Origin of the sequence: Pseudomonas flavocrustae (assembly GCF_029872515.1) — a bacterium.
GTDB lineage: Bacteria > Pseudomonadota > Gammaproteobacteria > Pseudomonadales > Pseudomonadaceae > Chryseomonas > Chryseomonas aestiva.
On record NZ_JAPDIQ010000004.1, the window covers coordinates 72,792 to 90,522 of the forward strand.

General features: G+C 64.5%; 22 protein-coding genes. 2 read left to right on the plus strand and 20 right to left on the minus strand.

Translation table 11 applies throughout. From position 1 onward, the window contains the following. Positions 1 to 33: 33 nt before the first annotated feature. The 8 genes from OMP44_RS10800 to OMP44_RS10835 form a co-directional block, all read right to left on the minus strand. The gene (locus tag OMP44_RS10800) at positions 34 to 624 is read right to left on the minus strand and encodes a hypothetical protein (RefSeq protein WP_280307892.1); all 591 of its coding nucleotides are present in this window, start codon (positions 622 to 624) and stop codon (positions 34 to 36) included. A gap of 11 nt (positions 625 to 635) precedes the next feature. Next, positions 636 to 3,482 carry a toprim domain-containing protein gene (locus OMP44_RS10805; protein WP_280307894.1) on the minus strand — a complete coding sequence of 949 codons (2,847 nt, stop codon included), beginning with the start codon at positions 3,480 to 3,482 and terminating at the stop codon, positions 636 to 638. A 2-nt stretch (positions 3,483 to 3,484) separates the two neighbouring features. After that, positions 3,485 to 3,703 carry a hypothetical protein gene (locus OMP44_RS10810; RefSeq protein ID WP_133863228.1) on the minus strand — a complete coding sequence of 73 codons (219 nt, stop codon included), beginning with the start codon at positions 3,701 to 3,703 and terminating at the stop codon, positions 3,485 to 3,487. After that, the gene (locus OMP44_RS10815; RefSeq protein ID WP_133863227.1) at positions 3,703 to 3,945 is read right to left on the minus strand and encodes a hypothetical protein; all 243 of its coding nucleotides are present in this window, start codon (positions 3,943 to 3,945) and stop codon (positions 3,703 to 3,705) included. Before OMP44_RS10815 ends, OMP44_RS10810 begins: the two co-directional genes overlap by 1 nt. A gap of 74 nt (positions 3,946 to 4,019) precedes the next feature. Beyond that, positions 4,020 to 4,379: a hypothetical protein gene (locus OMP44_RS10820; RefSeq protein ID WP_280307898.1), complete on the minus strand. Its 360-nt coding sequence runs from the start codon at positions 4,377 to 4,379 to the stop codon at positions 4,020 to 4,022. Then, the gene (locus OMP44_RS10825; RefSeq protein WP_280307900.1) at positions 4,376 to 4,732 is read right to left on the minus strand and encodes a hypothetical protein; all 357 of its coding nucleotides are present in this window, start codon (positions 4,730 to 4,732) and stop codon (positions 4,376 to 4,378) included. The genes OMP44_RS10820 and OMP44_RS10825 overlap by 4 nt, the downstream gene beginning before the upstream one ends. A 105-nt stretch (positions 4,733 to 4,837) precedes the next feature. Next, positions 4,838 to 5,320 carry a YmfL family putative regulatory protein gene (locus tag OMP44_RS10830; RefSeq protein ID WP_280307902.1) on the minus strand — a complete coding sequence of 161 codons (483 nt, stop codon included), beginning with the start codon at positions 5,318 to 5,320 and terminating at the stop codon, positions 4,838 to 4,840. Continuing rightward, positions 5,317 to 5,565, minus strand: a complete 249-nt coding sequence (locus OMP44_RS10835; protein ID WP_017641658.1) for a helix-turn-helix domain-containing protein — start codon at positions 5,563 to 5,565, stop codon at positions 5,317 to 5,319. Before OMP44_RS10835 ends, OMP44_RS10830 begins: the two co-directional genes overlap by 4 nt. A gap of 102 nt (positions 5,566 to 5,667) precedes the next feature. On the opposite strand from OMP44_RS10835, the gene OMP44_RS10840 reads away from it, so the two are divergent. Both OMP44_RS10840 and OMP44_RS10845 read left to right on the plus strand, forming a co-directional pair. Then, entirely contained in the window at positions 5,668 to 5,997 is a 330-nt protein-coding gene (locus OMP44_RS10840; protein WP_280307906.1) for a helix-turn-helix domain-containing protein, read from the plus strand. A 119-nt stretch (positions 5,998 to 6,116) separates the two neighbouring features. Next, complete coding sequence (locus OMP44_RS10845) at positions 6,117 to 6,575, plus strand: DUF2511 domain-containing protein (protein WP_280307909.1); 459 nt, start codon at positions 6,117 to 6,119, stop codon at positions 6,573 to 6,575. Positions 6,576 to 6,864: 289 nt separating this feature from the next. Here the strand turns inward: OMP44_RS10845 and OMP44_RS10850 are convergent, their stop codons facing one another. From OMP44_RS10850 to OMP44_RS10905, 12 genes are all read right to left on the minus strand, one after another. After that, entirely contained in the window at positions 6,865 to 8,139 is a 1,275-nt protein-coding gene (locus OMP44_RS10850; protein ID WP_280307911.1) for a phage late control D family protein, read from the minus strand. Next, positions 8,136 to 8,579, minus strand: coding sequence for a phage tail protein (locus OMP44_RS10855; RefSeq protein WP_280307914.1), 444 nt, complete (start codon positions 8,577 to 8,579; stop codon positions 8,136 to 8,138). The genes OMP44_RS10850 and OMP44_RS10855 overlap by 4 nt, the downstream gene beginning before the upstream one ends. Before the next feature lie 5 nt (positions 8,580 to 8,584). Beyond that, positions 8,585 to 11,182 carry a phage tail tape measure protein gene (locus OMP44_RS10860; RefSeq protein ID WP_280307916.1) on the minus strand — a complete coding sequence of 866 codons (2,598 nt, stop codon included), beginning with the start codon at positions 11,180 to 11,182 and terminating at the stop codon, positions 8,585 to 8,587. Beyond that, complete coding sequence (locus tag OMP44_RS10865) at positions 11,172 to 11,291, minus strand: GpE family phage tail protein (protein ID WP_268581700.1); 120 nt, start codon at positions 11,289 to 11,291, stop codon at positions 11,172 to 11,174. Before OMP44_RS10865 ends, OMP44_RS10860 begins: the two co-directional genes overlap by 11 nt. Before the next feature lie 8 nt (positions 11,292 to 11,299). Then, positions 11,300 to 11,605: a phage tail assembly protein gene (locus OMP44_RS10870; RefSeq protein ID WP_280307924.1), complete on the minus strand. Its 306-nt coding sequence runs from the start codon at positions 11,603 to 11,605 to the stop codon at positions 11,300 to 11,302. A 69-nt stretch (positions 11,606 to 11,674) separates the two neighbouring features. Then, on the minus strand, positions 11,675 to 12,190 hold the full coding sequence (locus tag OMP44_RS10875; RefSeq protein WP_280307926.1) for a phage major tail tube protein: 516 nt from the start codon (positions 12,188 to 12,190) through the stop codon (positions 11,675 to 11,677). 48 nt (positions 12,191 to 12,238) lie between these two features. Then, positions 12,239 to 13,405, minus strand: a complete 1,167-nt coding sequence (locus OMP44_RS10880) for a phage tail sheath protein (protein ID WP_280307929.1) — start codon at positions 13,403 to 13,405, stop codon at positions 12,239 to 12,241. Positions 13,406 to 13,498: 93 nt separating this feature from the next. Next, positions 13,499 to 14,443, minus strand: a complete 945-nt coding sequence (locus OMP44_RS10885) for a hypothetical protein (protein ID WP_280307931.1) — start codon at positions 14,441 to 14,443, stop codon at positions 13,499 to 13,501. A gap of 24 nt (positions 14,444 to 14,467) precedes the next feature. Further along, positions 14,468 to 14,902, minus strand: a complete 435-nt coding sequence (locus tag OMP44_RS10890; protein WP_280307934.1) for a hypothetical protein — start codon at positions 14,900 to 14,902, stop codon at positions 14,468 to 14,470. After that, complete coding sequence (locus OMP44_RS10895; protein ID WP_280307937.1) at positions 14,899 to 15,468, minus strand: DUF4376 domain-containing protein; 570 nt, start codon at positions 15,466 to 15,468, stop codon at positions 14,899 to 14,901. The genes OMP44_RS10890 and OMP44_RS10895 overlap by 4 nt, the downstream gene beginning before the upstream one ends. Before the next feature lie 13 nt (positions 15,469 to 15,481). Next, the gene (locus OMP44_RS10900; RefSeq protein ID WP_280307938.1) at positions 15,482 to 17,119 is read right to left on the minus strand and encodes a phage tail protein; all 1,638 of its coding nucleotides are present in this window, start codon (positions 17,117 to 17,119) and stop codon (positions 15,482 to 15,484) included. Beyond that, entirely contained in the window at positions 17,116 to 17,730 is a 615-nt protein-coding gene (locus OMP44_RS10905; protein WP_280307941.1) for a phage tail protein I, read from the minus strand. The genes OMP44_RS10900 and OMP44_RS10905 overlap by 4 nt, the downstream gene beginning before the upstream one ends. Between the last annotated feature and the right edge of the window lies 1 nt (position 17,731).

Here is a 17,731-nt window from a genome sequence, read left to right on the forward strand (position 1 = left end):
CCTCGATCACAAACAGTTGGGCGCTCCCGGCCCTCAAGCTGCCTCCCGGTTGTAGTCGCGGCGGGCGGCGTCGTAGTGGCTAGGCAGGATCTCCTCCGCGCCTTCGATCCAGCCGGCGCTGGGCTTGCCCGCGGCGATATTGGCCAGGTGCTTGGCCTGGTCGATGGCGAAGCCCATGCAGAAGAAGGCCGCGCCGTGCTGGGTGAAGAACAGGCCGCCGCTGAGCAGCAGGTTGCCGGTGTTCACGCCCAGGCGATCCCAGAACGCATGCACGTCGAGCGACGCTGGGCAGTGCTCCTGCCACAGCTGGACCAGACGCTGGTGCTCGACCTGGAGGGCTTCGCGCTCCGCCTTGGGCATGCCCTTGGCCGTCTTCGGCTTGACGCGCAGGCGGCGGAAGCCCCACTGATCAGGTCGGCACCAGTGGACGTCCAGCTCCTGGCCACCCTTGAGCTTTATGCCGCCGGGCATGACGTCGGTCGTGGAGCGCAGCAGGGCGACCTCACCACCGAAGGCCTCGCCCAGACGATCAGCAGCGAGCCGCAGGGCTTGGCGTTGGTTGAAGCAGTCCTGGACGATGGCGACGACGGCAGGATCTGTGGAGCGGTAGTGGTATTGCTGCATGGTGGTTCTCCTTACCTGGTGGGCTTGCTGGTGCCGGCCTTGTCGCCCGGCTGATAGTGGGGGTTGGTGAATACCCAGCAGCGGACCTTGCTGGGGCGGTTGTCGAGTGGATTGGCGGCGCGCTGCAGCTCGCGAATGCGGCTGTCGACGGCCTTGTTGTCTTGGAAGCGGAACTGGCGGCTGTCCTTGAGCAGTTCGCGGAGGGTGCTCATATCGGCCAGGCGCTGGCGGTGCTCGGCGGCGCGCTCGATGAACTCGTTGAGGTTGATGGCCACCACCGCGCCGTCTTTGCTGTGGTTGACGACCGGGTTTTCGCTGAGCGATTGGAGGTAGTCGTAGACCTGCCAGAATTCGGTCACGACCGGGTTATCCGCGCTGATGGCGGCCTGGCGCTCCAGGGCGATGCGAACGATGGTGCGCTGGGTCTCGCTGACCATGCTGGCGGGGATGTCCACCACCAGGGCGAGGCAGTCGAGCAGGGCGAGGAACATGGCGTGGTTCTTCACGATCCGCTCAATGCGCAGGTGGCCGACCAGCTCGCTCTGGCAGCTGCTGCAGCGATGGGCATCGCCGCTCAAGCGCGCACCGCAGCAGAAGCAGGTGTCGCCCAGGCGCCGCAGCTTGGCTTCGTACTGAGGGAAGAGTTCGTGGAAGCGAGCCAGGACCTCGGCTTCCTTGCGGGTGGCCAGCAGCAGAAAGTGGCTCAGGGCCTCGCCGTCCATACGGCTCAGGGTGTCGGCCGCGGCGCGGCTCTCGTCGGTCAGCACCGGGCGGGTGAAGTGCAGCTTGACGATCCGGGTGAGGATGGCTTCCGAGGCGCTGACCGGGGCGTTCTGACTGATGGCGATGGTGCCGCGGAAGGGCGGCTCGTAGGTTTCGTTGCCCGACGTCTTCATGCCCCGGGTGCGTAGGGTGCCGCCGCCGAAGAAGTCTTTCAGCTCGTCCCAATCAAAGCTCTTGGCGTGGGCCTTCTCCGGGTCGTTGCGATCGCCCTCAATGAGGACGATGGGCATGCCGGCGACCTGGCCCATGGCGCGGCTGCGACCGGCGGTGGAGGACTTGGACGGGTCGAAGCCTTCGTAGCCGGCCCGGCCGAACAGCTTCCAGAGAAAGGTCAGCAGCGTGGTCTTGCCGGCACCGGCCTCGCCGGTGGCTTCCAGGAAGGGGAAGGACTGGTAGCGGGCGCGGATCTGCTCGGCGAACAGCGAGCCGAACCAGAAGGTGAGGGCGGTCAGGCCGTTGGCGCCGAAGCAGGTCCAGAGCAGCGGCAGCCAGTCGCTGCGGTAGTCGCCGGCGGCGGGGTTGGGCTTGAGGCCGATGGTCTTCTGCAGGGTCTTGAGGCGCAGCTTACCGAAGTCGAAGTAGTCCTCGTCGTTGACCTGGTGCAGCTGGCCATCACGGACCGCCAGGTCGCCGAAGACATAGCAGCTGTGCTCGCGGCTGTAGCCGACATAGTCCATGGTCTCCACGGTTTTCAGGCCGAAGAGCTGGTCCTTCATGATCTTGTCCAGCTGGGTGCCGCTGCCGGTGAAGACGGCGCCGGCGGCCATGCTGAGCAGGCGCTTCTTGAACTCGCTGGCGGCGGCGACCTGGGCCCCGGTGAAGGTGTTCTTCACCGGGGCGCCGTCGTGGGGAAACTCGACGCGGAAGTAGTACCAGGACTCGTCGGTGACCTCGTTGCGCTGGAAGTACAGCGCCTGGGGCGCGCAGTTGGCGATCTCCACCACGTTGCCGGCCAGGCGCATGGCTTTGTCGCGCTGCTGCTTGGTGGTCAGCTCGCGGTCTTCGTCGCGCTCGGACTCCTCAATGTGGGTGAGGGCCTTGTTGTACTTGTCCAGGTCGAGCTTGAACCAGTAGAGACGGGCCTCGTAGGTGAAGTGGAATTCGTGCCGCTCGCGCCATTCGTACATGAGGACCGCTTTCTCTGCCGCGGTGTCGGCCAGCAGCAGGGCGCCGTGGTAGCGGGTCTCCTTGAGGTCCTGGTCGCGGCGTTCCTCGCGCTTGGCGTCGTCCTGCTCGAAGGCCCAGCGCTGGTGCAGGTCGTTCCAGTCGACCTTACGGCTGCCCGGTTGCGGGATCTGGGCAGCCTCGCACTTGAAGCCCAGCTCGCGGGCTTGCCGGGCCCAGCGGCGGGTGTAGCGGTGGGCGCCGGGCTCGTTGTCCAGCGCCCAGACCAGCTTCGGCAGCTTGCCCTGGCGCGCGCTGGCCAGGTCCTTGAGGGACTGCTCGGGATAGGCGTTGCTGCTCATGGCCGAGACCGCGGCGATGCCGTGGTGGGTCAGGGCGATGGCGTCGAAGATGCCCTCGACGATCCAGAGCTCCTGGACCGTCTGCAGGTCCAGGCTTGGCGGGCACCACCAGACGCCGCGGTAGCTGGCGCCGGGCTGGAAGCGGGCTTTCTGCTTGCCGAAACGCGCGGGGCGGTCGATCAGTCGTTCCCAATAGCCGCCCTTGGCCAACGGGAAGCGCACGGTGGCCGAGCCGATGCGTTGGTCCCGATCCCAGTAGTTCTCCTGGGTGTACCAGCCCTTGACCAGGCTCAGGTCAAAGCCGCGGGCGAATTGGAGGTAGCCGTCGGCGCTCGCGGCCGGGGCGTCGCTGGTGGGCTTGAAGCGCTCGGACCAATCCTCGAACAGGTCGCTATAGAGCTCCTTGACGTGCCAGGTCTGGCCGCACTTGGACTCACGGCCGCACTTCAGCACCCATGGCGCACGGTGATCGGTGAAGAGCTCGCGCTTGTGGCAGGCCGGGCACTCGCCCTTGCGCATGTAGTTCGTCCCGCCGATGTGCCGCATCCCGAGGTCGCCCTCGAGGCGCTGCAGCACGTCGGCGCGGAGCTGGTGATCCATTTGGTACATGCTTAGAACTCCGCCGCGCGGCCGGTACCGAGGTCGCGCACCAGGCGCAGGTCGCTGCCCTCATGGCGTTCGGCGTCGGTGGCCAGGATGTTCAAGGCGCGGGCCAGCTCGCGCAGCTCGGCGGGGGTCCAGAAGTCGATGACGCCCAGGACGCCATCGTTCGATACAACGGTAGAGCCAGCGGCGTCGCGGGCGAGGGTCACGTCGAGTTGGCGGCGCATCAGTTGGCCTCCTGGTTGGCGAGCTGAGCGCGGATCTGGGCGGCGGTCTGGTGGGCGGCGAGCATGGAAGGGAAGCGCTGCAGGATGGAGGCGCGGCGCTTGTCGGTGTCCTCGATCCGGAGGTAGCGCGGCTCGTTCCAGTGCTGGTTGACGATGTAGTCGGCGCGGCCCTGGAGCCAGCGGGCGTAGGTCTCAGCGACTGCCGGCGGCAGTTCGATCTGGAGGGAAAGGGTGTTCGGCATGATGTTTCTCGCTGCAAAAAGGCGCAGTTCACCCATACCCACGCAAGGCGGGCATGGATTAGGTATTCAGGGGCTTAGCGGGAGGCGTTCTGTCGCGTGCCGGGGTCTTCGTCGATCAGGGCGTCGAAGATCTCCACGACCGGAATGCAGTAGCGCAGGCCAGTGGCCGGGTTGACCAGGACGACGACGTCGCCGGTGCTGGCGTCGATGTCCAGGAAGCGGTGGCCCTTGAGGGCTTCGAGTTGATCGTTGGCGCGAGTGACCAGGCGCTCGGCGGTGTGCTGCGGCACGCCCATCAGCTGCAGGTGCGCGGCGGCTGCATCCTGCAGGGCCTGGCTGCGGCCAAGGTGCTTGGCTTCGTGGTTGCGCAGGTAGGCCAGGGCAGCGGCCTGCATGGTGTCGAGGTAGTCGGCGGGGTGGTTGGTGGTGGTCACGATGCGATGTCCTCTCTGACGTGCTGCTGGTCTTCTTCGTGCTCTTCCTGGAGCAGATTGAGCTGCTCTTCACGGACGGCCAGGTTGTTCTCGTATACCTTCTGCGCCATGGCAGTCAGGTGGCTGTTGCTTGGGGGCAACTCGCATGCCGGCGCATTCGGCAATCCGCTCGGGCTGGCCAGGTGAGTCAGCTCGGTGTGGGCATAAAACGACGCGCTGCAGGGCGCGAAGTGACACTGGAAAACCTGTTGCCGCAGGAACACGTGGGCAAACCAGCTGGTCCGGCAGACCAGGGGCGCACCACAGAAGCAGCACCAGAATTGCCCCTTCTTCTGTTTCTTGAACAAAGACATCTATCTTCCCTGCCGCCTGTGGCGGCTCCGGCCTAGCCGGTTTCTGGCGCTCCGCGCCGACTTCGGGCCCGCTGTCCTGGCAGGCTTTCAGGGTTCGCCCTTCGGCTAGTGTTTTCGGCCAGACGACCTGGCCGCGTGCAGCGTGATCACCGCCCAGACCTCTTCCTCGCGTGCTGCCATATGCCGGCGATGCGCGCCGAGAATCTGCTCGATCTCTTTCTCATCGATGACGCCATCCTCGAGGGCCTGGCCGATGATCTGGTCCACCAGGCCACGCTTGACGGCGGTCTTCACCGAGCGGGCGTAGAGGTCCAGGTTGTCCAGGTCGCCGATCTCGGCCTGGCGCACGAAAAAGCCGCCGTACTGAGAAGCCAGGTAGTCCACCAGGTGGGTGGTGCCGGTCTCCTGCTCGAGTAGCAGGATCTGGGCGTCGCTCAGCGGGCGGCAGCCGGCAGTTTCGTAGGCGTGGTTATCGAACTTCTTGAGCGGCAGGCCGAGGCGGGCTGCGGCGCACTCGCGGCCGCCTGGGTATGCGCAGATGACTGCGCTGATGACCTGGCGGCGAGTTTCTAGGGCGGGGCGTTTCATCTTCCAGTTTCTCCCTGGGCCGCAGGCCCGTACTGTTCCGGCTTAGCAACGTTTATCTCACCGTCTTTTATGCCCAGTAGTACCGCCGCGCGGTGGGCCATGCCTCGCTTCCCCTTCTTCTTGCCTGCCAGCACCTGGTAGACGGTGAAGGCGTCGAGCTCATGCTCGCGGCAGAAGTCGGCGATGCTCCTGCCCTCTCGCTCTAAAGCCTCACGTGCTTGTGCCGGTGTGCGCAGCGCTGTCATAGTTCAAATTCGTTCAAATGAGTTAAGTCACGCGAACTCTATCACTCAATTGAGTTAAGTCAACAGGGTAGTTTTATTCAAATGAGTTCAATCGGGAGCCGGTTGAAGGAGGAGCGCGAGCGCCTTGGCATGTCCCAAGGGGTTTTCGGCGAATTTGGCGGCGTGAAGACAAACGCCCAAGTGAAGTATGAGAAGGATGAACGGAGCCCTGATGCTCTGTACCTGCAGGCACTTCACAACGCTGGCGTTGACGTGTGCTACGTCATAACTGGTCTACGCGCGAGCGCTATCCCGGAAAACGCGCTTGGCCCAGAAGAGGCTGAGATCCTCCTCTATGTCCGGGGAATGTCTGAGTACAACAAAGAGTCCGTCCGCCGCATGACGTTTGCTATGGCGGCAGCGGATGGCGCACTGGATTCCGGCAAGTCGTAAGTCTTGCTGGCCCTGGCCATGGTGGCCGGGAATCATGGATCCTCAAGGAGCATTTCCATGCCTTTTCCTCTAGGTCTCTTGCGACCTGTCCTTATCGCCTCCCGCTGCGGAGGTTTCCTGTGGCGCTGACAACCTGCAAAGAATGTGGTCACCAGGTAGCGATGACGGCGAAAGTCTGTCCTGGTTGCGGTGTGAAAGACCCTGGCGTCAGGTTCAAGCACTACGTTGTGGGATTGATAGTGGTGATCGCTATCGGCTGGGTCGCGATCAAGCTGTTAGGCGGCAAGCCGGCGCCGCATGGGGTCATCGTCACCGCCGAGGAGTACGGTAAGGATTGGCCCTTCACTGTGCCCTCCGCTGAATTGGACTGCGAGCCTCCCGCCTATACGGTTGTTCGCGTCAACGGCGTGACCTATGCGGTCAATGGGTCTGCTCGAACTCGGGCCGCTGAGAAAGGCTGGCGTGATCTGGCAGAGATCTGGCGCCAGTCACCAGAATCGGTCGGCACCGGCAAGACCTGGTATGTACCGGCGTCAGGACTTGTGCAGCGGGCACTGACCATGTGCCCGAAGCCCTAAAGCTCTAGCCCGGTGCATTGCCGGGCTTTTTTTTGCATTACTTCTAGCCTTGGCGAACTGGTTCACAGAATGTACTGTATAGCCATACAGTGTTAGCGAGCTAGGTAATACCATGGAACAGGCCTCGATCCGCATTGCCCCAATCTGCCGACAACGTTGGCCGCTGCTTCCCTCTCGGTCCGAGGCTGACCTGTTACTGGCTTTCCGTCGCCTTTCTTCGAGTGATCAGCAGCGGCTGGTGCGGTTGGCTAAAGATTTAGGGCAGGCCCATGGTCCATTGCGCTGATGATTAGGCGGACGCCTTCTCAGCCTGCAGCTTCTTCCATTCCCGTTCCACCGCGCGCTTCGCCGTCGCCTTGGTGGCGTACAGGTGCCGCAGCCGCCGCGGCTTGCTCTGGTCGCCCTCGGTGAGGGTGTGCTCCTTGCCGGTTTTGGGATCACGGTAGTAGGCGATGATCCCGGTGTAATCGCCCTGGATCTCGTCGACCAGGTCGGCGACCAGGTCTTCCGGCAGCTTGGCTTCCAGCTCGAGGCGGGTGATGTAGCCGCCGTCCGCGGTGAGGCTGTGCTGCACGTTCCCCCCGTACCAGATGATGGCGTCGATCTCGGCCTTCACGCCCTGCAGGGTGTAGGTGAGTTCGGGCATGAGCTCCGGGCGGCCCAGGGCGAGCTGGTAGGTGAGGGTGGCGGTGCCGCGCTGCAGGCGGTTCCACTCGGCCCGGGCGGCGCGCAGCGCGGAGAGCTGGTCGGTGTAGGTGTGGCGCAGGTCCTTCACGTTCTCGCCGCCGCCCGCGATGGCCTCCTTCTTCTTGGCGCTGTTGACGTCGTAGTAGAAGGCCCGCACGGCGTCGTAGCTCTCGCGATCGGCCTGCAGATAGCTGTGCTGGTCGCCGTCCTTTCGAGTCAGGGTGACGTGGCCCAGATCAGCGCCGCTGACGGCCTTGCCGCCGCCGGCCGGGAGGAACAGCAGCCGGCCCGCCTTCACGGTGGCCACCGCGTCATAGTCCTCGCCCAGCCGGGTCAGCAGGTTGGCGTCCGATTCGCTGGTCTGGTCCAGCTGCAGGATCTGCTGCGCCTCGAGGTCGGGCGCGATGAGCGGGGTGAGCCCCTGGCGCGCAGCCAGGACGCGCAGCACGGCGCCCAGGGTGGTGGCGCTGTAGCTCTGGTCCCGTTTGGTCTTGAGGCCCTTGCGCAGGTCGGCACTGCGGGCGCGGATGCTCAGCACGTCGGGGGCGCCGCTGTGCTCGGTCTCGTCGACGATATAGCTGCCCTTGTCGATCAGGCCGGTGGTGGACCAGCCCAGCCAGAGACGGATCTTGGCGCCCCGGGGCGGGATGGCCAGCAGACCGTCGTGGTCGGACAGCACCAGGCTCAGCTGGTCGGCCTCGAGGCCGCGGTTGTCCGTCAGATCCAGGCTGATCAGCCGCGGCGCGATGAGGGCGCTGATGTCCTTGCCGTCGACCAGGATCTGGTAGCGCGCCTGGGCATAGGTAGCGCCCTGCACCAGGTCGCGGCCGAGGGTGCGCAGATGGCCGGTGCCGGTGTCGAGCAGCTCCTGGATCACAGCAGTTTCCTCAGCAGGGTACCCATGCCGGCCATACCGGCGCCGAGCAGCTCGCGGCCGGTGTCGTCGTCGACGCGCTTCAGGGCGATGCTGAACTCGATGCGGCGCGGGGTGCCGTCCGAGAAGAAGAGCGTCTTGGTCTCGGTGATGCTCTCGATGACCCAGAGCCCGTAGATCCGCCCGCTGCCCTCGATCAGTGGCCAGGCGCCGCCGGTGCCGGCCATGTAGCGCAGCACGTCCAGGCTGCTGGGCGTGCCGGCAAGCTCCGGGGCGAGCCAGCCGGGCAGGGTGATGCTGTCGTCGCCCTTGCCCAGGAACTGGCGCGCCGGCGCCGCGCCTACGCGGGAGCTGGTGGCGTGGCGGTAGTCGGTCTGCCGCTGCAGCTCCTGGTAGGCGAGGGTGTAGAGGCTGAAGATGAAGTTGCCGAGGGCCATCATCATGGTGATCAGCTCCTGTCCTTGAGGCTGCTGCGGCCGCGGGCAGCCTTCTCAGACTCGATCCGGGCCATGATGCCTCGGATCTGCCGTTCCAGCGCTTGGGTGTCCTGTCCGGGGGCTGCAGCAAAGTGGAAGTGATAGGTATCCCCGCCCGTAGGAGCAGCAGGTGCTGCAGCGGACATCGCGGGTCGGTCGTCGAAGGTGATGCCGTTGGCCAGCGCTGGAGTGGCAGCCGTACCGACGCCCAGGGCGACCGCGCCCGCGCTGGCGATGCGCTTGGCGGTATCGGCGATCTGGGCCAGCGGACTGCCTTCCCCCTTGCCCAGGCCGATGGCCAGGCCCTGCATGGTGAACTCACCCAGGGAGGCGAAGACGCGGGACGGCGAGTGGATGTCCAGCTTCTCCTTGAAGAAGTTGATCGCGCTCTCGCCGGCGCCCATCACCGCGTTCTTCACCGCGCCCAGGCCGCTGGTGATGCCGTTGACCAGGCCCTGCATCATCATGCCGCCGAGCTCGGTGAATTTGGCCGGGAGCTCGAAGCCGAAGTAGTTCATCACCGCCGCGAAGGCCCGGTAGAAGAGGCCGATCGGCGAGAAGTCCAGGATCAGCTTGGCGATGCCGGTAATACCACCACTGGCTCCCAGCTTCATCTCCTCCCAGATCCCTTTGAACCAGGGCCCGATGGTGCTCCAGTTGGCGTAGAGCAAAGCGCCGGCGGTGACCAGGCCGAAGATGATCGCGGCAATGGGGTTGGCCATCACGGCGGCGCCGAGCAGCCGGAAGCCGGTGGCCACTAGGGGCAAGGCGGTCTTGCCGAGGTTGAACAGCAGGCCGATCAGACTCGGCAGGCGGATGCCGACCTGGGCCAGCATGAAGCGCAGCGCGAGGAAGGGACCCAGCACGCCAGCCAGCCCCAGGGCAACGGTGCCGAAGGCGATCGATACGGCTGACAGCACCGCGGCTACCTTGACCAGGTTGCCGGCGAGAGTGGGATTGGCCTCGGCCCAGGCGCCCGTGGCGGAGGCAGCATCGGTCAGCCAGGTGATGATTTCCTTGAGCTGGGGCGCGACTGACGCCCCAAACTGAGCTTGAGCGTTGGTAAAGCTACCTGTCGCGGCATCCCAGAGGTTGGTCACGGTCTTGAGCTGCTCGTTGACGCGCATCTGCAGGTCCGCCTGGGCCTTCATCTTGCCCTGGACTTCCTGGTAGCCGGCCAGTCCCTTGGACATCATGGTATTGAGCGCGGTGAGGGTCTCGGAGTCGTCGCCGAAGACCTGTTTCAGTACGCCCAGGCGGGTCTCGGTGTTGAGACTCTTGAGCTTGTCCAGCTGGGCGTAGAGCTTCTCCATGCCGCCGAATTCGCCCTTGCCATCGGTGAAGTCGAGCTTGATTCCCTTGTCCTTGAGGCCCTTGTTGGCCTTGCCGACCTTGTCCGTATCCATGCCCATCTGAAAGATCTTGCGTAGGGCGTTGCCGGCGGCGCCGCCTTCCATGCCGGTCTGGTCGAGCTGGATCAGCAAGGGGGCAAGCGCGTTGGCCGCCTCGAGGCCCTCCTTCTTGATGATGTCCAGCGCCGGGCTGATCTTGCTGAAGCCCTCGAGCATGTTGTTGGAGTCGACGCCCAGGTAGAAGCCGCGCTGGATGGTGTCCATCAGCCCCATGAGGTCCTTCTCGCTGGTGCGGGTGGCGTCCTGCATCTTGGCGGCGAACTCCGCGGCCTCGGTGACCGGCATCTTGAGCTGGACGCCCAGGTAGGCCGCCGCCTCGCCCATGCCACCGAGGATGGTCTTGGCTGACATCCCCTGGCGCACCAGCATGGTCATCATTTCCTGGAATTCGGCGGTGGTACCGGGCAGGCGATCGCCCAGGCGCGTGGCCAGGTCGGAGATCTGCTTGAAGGATTCAGGGACCGAGCCGTCGCTTAGCATCAGCGAGGCGCGCAGCTGGGTGGCGGCGTCCTCGGCCGGGGCGAAGGCCTTGATCATGCCCAGCACCGGGCCGCCGATCGCGGCGCCGGTGGCAGCCGAGCTGGCGCCGGCCATGGCGGCGTTGCCAGCGAGCTCCTGGCCGCGTTTGAGCTTGTTGCGGGCGCTGGCCAGCTTCTCCTGGGTGCGATTGAGGCGCTCGAGCTTGCCCCGCTGGGTGTCGATCGCGGCATTGGCGCTGGTGATCTGCGCCTGCAGCCGCGCCTGGGCGCCGCCGAGGTCGCGGGTATCTACGCCACTGGTGCGCATGATCGGCAGCAGGCGCTGCAGCTCGGTGCGCTGGGCGGTGTGCTTGGCCTGCAGCTTGTCGACGGCTGTGGCCGCGTTGGCGAAGGTCTTCTGGAAGGCGGCGGACGGGGCGTCCATAGCCTTGAGCTGCTCGCGGTAGGACCGCAGCTTCTCCTGGCCCTTGGCCAGGGCCTCGGCGCTCTGGCGCACGGCCTCGCGCTGGCGCTGGTAGGCGCTGATGTCTTGCTGCTGCTGGTTGAGCTCTTTGACCCGGTCCCGGGCAGCTTTGAGCGCCCGGGCGGTCGCGTTGCCGCCCCCGGCGATGCGTTTGAGCGGGGCCGTGACCTTGTCCAGGGCGGACAGGAGGACGCGGATCTGCAGGTCATTGGCCATCGGGGGAGACTCGCTTGCGGGCGCGTTCGCGCCAGTCCATCAGTTCGGAAATGCTCAGCTGATCGAGCTGAGCGGGGTGCCAGTGGAACGTGATGGCGAGATCTGCCATCGCGTCCTCTACGTGGCGGGGAAGAGATCCGCCTTCATGGACTTCTTGAGCAAAAAACTGGCGACGACACTCCCGGCGTCGACCAGGTCGGCGGGATCCATGGCGCGGACCTCGGCCTCGGTGAGAGTCGGGGTGCTGATGCGCGGGATCACGCGGACGATGGCGTTGACGTCCATCTGCAGCAGGTCGGACAGGGTGATGCCACGCAGCGCCCCGGCGTTGGGCTTGCGCAGGGAGATCTGGTCGATGGTGGTCGCGCCGCGGACGATCGGCTGGTCCAGGACAACGACGTTCTCGGGGGTGGTGTCGCTCATGGTGGTACTCCAGGTAATAGGCTTGGGAGATCAGGTGGCCCGCCGAAGCGGGCTGGGAAAGGGGACGGATCAGATGCCGAGAGCAGCGCGCTGCTTGGCCAGGCGGTCTTCACCGCCAACGATCTCGATGAAGTTGAGAAGATCGATCTCGATCACGGTGCTGCCGTCCACGATGAGCTTGTAGTAGCTGCAGGTGGTGGTGATCTTGTGCTCGGTGTCCTCGCCGGCGGTGGCTTCACCCATCTCGATAGACTCGTGACGGCCGCGGACGACGATCTCGACAGCGGTCTCCTCGCCGGTGTCGTCCTGCTGGTAGCTGCCGGCGAAGCGCAGGGGCACGGCTGCGGCGCCCACGGCGCCGAATTGCTTTAGGACGGTGAGGTCCAGGCCGCCGAGGGTCCATTCCAGCTGCAGGCCGTCGTCGGACATACCCAGGTCAGCCTTGACCGGGCCGTTCATACCGGCGCCGCGGAAGGCTTCCATCTTGCGGCCGAGAGTCGGCAGGGTGCAGGACTTGGCAACGCCTAGGTAGGAGTTGCCGTCGTTGAAAAGCATCATGTTCTTGAGTTTGCGGGGCATGGCCATGGGGGCAGCTCTCCAGAGGGCGCCCCAGGGGGCGCCGAGTGATCAGGATCAGGCGTTAACGCGGGTCGCGAAGTCGGCCAGGAAGCGGTCGGTGATGCGCTGGCGCAGGGTCAGGTCTTCCAGCGGCGGGACCGGGGTGTAGTCGTAGTCCAGGAAGAGCTTGCCGGCCTTGAGCAACTCCTTCTCGTTGGCGTCGGCGTCGTACCAGCACTCGCCGCCCAGCAGGTAACCCTGGCGGGTCAGCTCGCGGAATTTGGCGTTGATGCCCTCGACCAGGTCGCGCACCAGGCTCGGGTGCATGGGCTTGTCCACGGCCCAGAAATGCGCCTCGGCCATGGTGTCGGCCAGCACCTGGGCAGTGCGGGTGTAGTTCTCGAAGGCGAACAGCGGATCCTCGCTGCAGGTGCGCGAGCCCCAGAAGCGATAGCCGTCGTGATTGATCAGCGTGGTTACCTCGTTGCTGTTGAGGTAGTCGCTGTCGGTGGCGGTGTCCTGCAGATCCCAGAAGACATCCTTGCTGATGCCGGTCACGCCTTCGACGGTGGCGTTGGACAGAGTCTTGTGCCAGCCGATGTCGCGGTCCAGCTGCGCACGCAGGCCCAGGGCCCGGGCGGTGGCGTTGACGGTGACGGTCTTGTTCTCGGTGGTGGACCAGGCCAGGAATTCCGGCCAGTGCAGCATGAGCTCGCGGGCGCCGAACTGATTGCGGTAGGCGACAGCCTCTTCCTTGGTGGCGCAGCCGTTGCAGTTGGCATAGACGAAGCCCCGCAGCTGCTTGGCAATGGCGACCATGGCGGTGGTGACGGGCTGGGTGTCGAGCTCAGGCACGCCCAGGATGCGGGGCACCACGCCGAGCTGCGCCTTGGCGGCGAGCAGGGCCTTCATGCCGGTGTATTTGCCCGCGGTGACGCCGCCGATGATGTTCGAGGTGGTCTCAGCCGCGGTGGTGCCTTCGGCCACGCGGACCACGACGGTCATGGGCTTGGCCTGGTCGGCGATCGCCTGCAGGGAAGCCGCGAGCGTGCCCTTGGTGCCGGCCTTGTCGACCGCGCCCTGGACATTGGTCAGCAGGACCGGGGTGTTGAGTGGGAAGGCGGTGGCATCGGCATCGCTGCCGGTACAGACCATGCCAACGATGGCGGTGGAAACGGTGGAAATGGACCGCGTGCCCTGATTGATCTCTTGGACTCGCGTGCCGTGATGGTAGTCAGCCATGGGGGGTAAGCCTGCGCAGGTAGGTAGGTGACGCTGCACAGGCTGGCGGATCCGCGCACGCGGGTCGCGGGGCGGGATGTGTAGCGGGCGCTGCTACAAGACGAGCTGGCGTTGCTTACGACGAAGCTTGCCGATTCGTCCTGATTTACGGGCTTGGCGGATGACAATACTAAGCCTCGACATGGGCTCAGTTAGAATCCGGATGCACCAGTACACACGGGCAGCTGTTCTTAATCTGAGTCGCGGGATTTTTGCCTCATGGATCTCCATTGCTTCGTTGATGAAGGCGAACAAAGTTTTGTCGCTCAAGTAGTCATCATCAATGGTCTCAAGAATGGAGATTCCGGAATTTCGTAGGCCATTCCAAATGGTCGGAATTAGCAGTGCGAAAGCTGCGAACGGTATCAATCCATAGTTGAGCGCGATGTAGAACATGGTTTTCAGCAGGTCGATAATCTGCGGAAGAGACTGGAAGTGATCAGTCTCTTGAGTAAGGGCTACGATGAAAGTAACTGCGGCGCCTACGATGATGCTTAAGAGTGTCAGAGAGTTTGCTGAGGATGGTGGTCTGAAGAGCGCCCTGGTCTGCACTCCACGGGAAAGCCGGACCTGCCTCAATACTGACCTTCTCCAGCTCCATTGCTCCATAATTTCGTTGATCAGGGATTTGATATCGGTATTCCCGAATTCAGAGCAGAGAAGCATTTCGTCTCTTAGTCTTTCTCTTTTGGCGGCGGTTCGAAATGAGCGCGTGGGAGCGTGCGGGTGAAACGCTGAGTCTTTGGCCAGTTTCCTAAGGAGCTCAAGCTGAAGAAACCCTGGAACAAAAAGCAGCTCGAGTAATAGAACCCAAAAAGGTAAGAGTATGTAGGTGTCGCTTTTCCAGTAAATCCGATCGAGAACATATATTCCCAATGCCGCTAAAATTGCTGCCATAAAAACAACAATCAGGCGAAAAATTAAGGTATCTGCTAGTAAAAATGCGCGAGGCTTCCGTCGCTCGTTGTAATTTTTTATATGGTGAATGTAGTTGCGCAAGTGAAGCCCCTGAAACTGTACTTTCTAGAATTCTGTAATCCCCAATCTTAATGCCCAATGCACAGCTTCGGTCAACTGCCTAGGGCTGTAGCGCTGAGGTTGCTCCAGGTCCAGGACGTGGGCGCAGAACTCCGAGCAGAACCAGCGCGACCGGCTCTGGATGCCGGCCGGCAGGATTTGGCTGCCGAGGATGCCCAGCCAGTCATAGCCAGCGCCGGCTTCCTGCTCAAGCAACTGCTCGACGTGAGCGGGCTGGATCCAGGGCAAGGACAGGAAGTCCCAGACCGCTGGATCTTGATCGATCACCTTGGCGCGTACGCCGCCGTCCCGTGGCGAGCTGGTAACGAAGCGCCCGTCCGGCAGCACCAGCTCACAGTGTGAGTAGGGGCTGCGGGTCCAGGCGCGGATCAGGCGGTCGTAGGTGTCGCCCGGCGCCTTATACAGGGCGAGGCGGATCACTGCGGTGCCGTCCAGGTGATGGCCTCGACCTCGGCCAGGGTCTTGGCCTTGGCCAACTGCTCCTCGAGATGGATCTTCTGGGCGATGCAGGCATTGATGGCGTCCTTGCCATCGGTACCTACCCGCTGGATCTGGGCGGCGGTATGCGGGCGATAGGCCCAGGTGCCGGCGGCGTCCTGGCACCAGAAGGGCGTCGTCCAGTCCTCGGCCAGGCCGGGGAACAGCGACGCCAGAACAGAGGCTTGCAGGTTGCTCTGGTCGGTCAGCTTGGCCGGGTAGCGATGCTCGCTGCCAAGGGCCCTGGAGGCGAATCCTTCAAGGATGGCGGCGTTGCAGGCGTCGGTGATCGCCGCGAGGCGGGTAGCGGCAGCTGCAGGCAGGATATCCGCCTCACTCGCGAGCCGAACCTGGCCGTTGATCAGGCGCTGGTTGGCGTAGTCCTGGTACTGGACCTCGGAGCATTCGTGCTGGTCGGCTGGCAGCTCGAAAGCCTCGTAGTCCTCAAGGCGGTAGAGAAACTGCGCGACCGGCTGGCCCTGGGCATTGAATTGGATGGCATGCAACATGGAAGGGCTCCGGTCAGAGGACGAGGTTGCTGGTGGGGATAAACCAGTAGGAGGTGTTGTGGGTCAACGTCGGCCAACTGGCCGAGGTGCTGGTTCCGGCCGCTGTACAGGTGACGGTCACGGTCTCGCCCTTCACCACGCCGAGAGTGGCGATGTCGGTCATGGGCAGCGGGGTGACCTCCTGCACGATGGACGAACCAGCGGTGCTACCGGTGATCTTGGCTGTGTTGGTCAGGTTGGCAGGGGAGGTCGCCCCGATGTTGAGGTTACTGAGCGCGAGGACGTACCCGTCGCAAGGAGCGATGAAGGACGGGTAGACCTTCTGCCAGGTGAACGCCTGGTTTGCAGCAGGTTGGCCGTTGGAGCTGATCGAGGCGGCAATCGCCCGTGTCCTGCGCCTGAACTCTGTCGAGTAGGGCAGTGCAGCTGCACCCCCCGCCATGGTCCAGGAGCTCGAGGCGTTGGAGAAAAGCGATACCTGGTCACCCGCGTTAAGAGTGATCGCGGAGACGGTGGAGGAACCGGTATCAAGCAGTTGGTTGTTGGAGGTGCTGAGGATCCAGCCAGCCTGTTTGGCGAGGATGACCAATTGGGCGCCCTTGGGACAGTCGATCGCGGAGGGCAGATAGACGACGCCTGGATTGCCATCTAGGACGATGGCGTTGCCGACGGCTGTCTTGTCGAGTGCGGCGGCCGCGCTGATTACCTTGAGGCTCGCCAGGTTGCCCAATGCGCGCTGGACGTACTCGGTATTGGCCAGCTGCTTGCTGGCATCAAAGAGCTCTGCCGTGGGCGCCGTGGGCTTGTCAGTGAACGCCGGCGACTTGAGCGGTGCGTAGCCGCTGGTGATGTCAGCGAAGGTCAGCGCCGTGGTACCCAGGGTGATGGGCGCATCGGTGACCAGCTTCCAGATGGTGTCAGCCTGGGCGGTGCCCTGCTCGACGTAGACGGTGAGGCCCGGGGTGACCTCGCTGCTGGCGTCGGCATCCAGGGCGCGGTTCCAGGTGCCGGCCGCGACCAGGTAGAGCCCGTTCTGGCTGGCGGTGTCCTGGTTCTTGACCAGGATGCGATCACCCACGGCCAGGGCGATGCCGTCGACCGTAGGCGTACCGGTCAGGGGCAGATTGGCCGTGGTGGCCACGCGCACCGATTGCTTGTTGTCCAGGCGATTGACGGCCACGGTGATGGCGTCGTCGACGTACTGCCGGGTAGCCAGCACCACGCTGGGATCGATCTTGAGCTCAACCGCGCTTGCGCTGCTGACGATCAGCACCATGCGCAGCACCTGGGTACGGCCGGAGCCTTCGGCCAGCTGCGGCTTGTAGCTGGGCGGTGTGTTGGCCACGGCGATGAGGTTGCCGTCGGCATCGATGAGGCCCATCTCGCGGATCCAGTTGCCGCCGGTGGCTTCCGGGATCACCAGCTCGGCGATGATCTGGCTGGTGTTGCTCGGATCCACGGCCAGGGTATTGAGGCCGGCGCGGTACCACTCGCCGACCAGGGCCGTCTGGCTGCGGTTGGGCGTGGGGACCACGCCGCCGCCGTCGCCCACGGCCATCTTGGCGATCTTGAGGGTGGTGTTGAGCGCCGCGGCATTGGCGAGCTTGGCCTCGCCGATGGCGGTGAGGATGGCGTAGTAGGTCTGGCTCATGGGTAGATGCTCAGGGTGTCGATGCTATGGGTGCCGCCGGCGCCCAGCAGGGCTTGGCCGCTGACGACGATGGCTTCGGGTTGGTAGGCGTAGACGGTGAGGATCTCGCCGCCATAGGCGGCCAGGTGCGGGCCGACCGGGCCGCGGGCCTCAAGGCTGATGGCCAGGCCCAGGAGGTGGCGGCTGACCGGCTTGGCGTCGTCGATCAAGAGCGACAAGGCGTCGTACATGGCCTCGGTGATACCGGTGTCCAGGACGCCAATGTCCAGGCGGAAGGTGCCGGGCGTGCCGGTTGGGTTTTCCTGCCACCACTCGCGGACGCGGATCAGGTAGCCAAGCGGCTCGACCACCCGACGCAGGGCGCCGATGGTGCCCTTGTGGGCGTGGACGAAGTAGGCGGACTTGATGACCTGCCGCTTGGTGGCCTCGCTCCAGGTGCTGTCCCAGCGATCGACCGAACGGGCCCAGGCCAGATACGGCAGCAGGGCGACTGGGCAGCGATCCGGATCGCCCAGGTCGCGTAGCGGGACCGGCACGTCGCCGATGCTGGCCAGGGCTTCAGCGGCCAGGCGCTCCAGACGGGTACTGTTGGGTGGGAGCAGGGCAGTCATG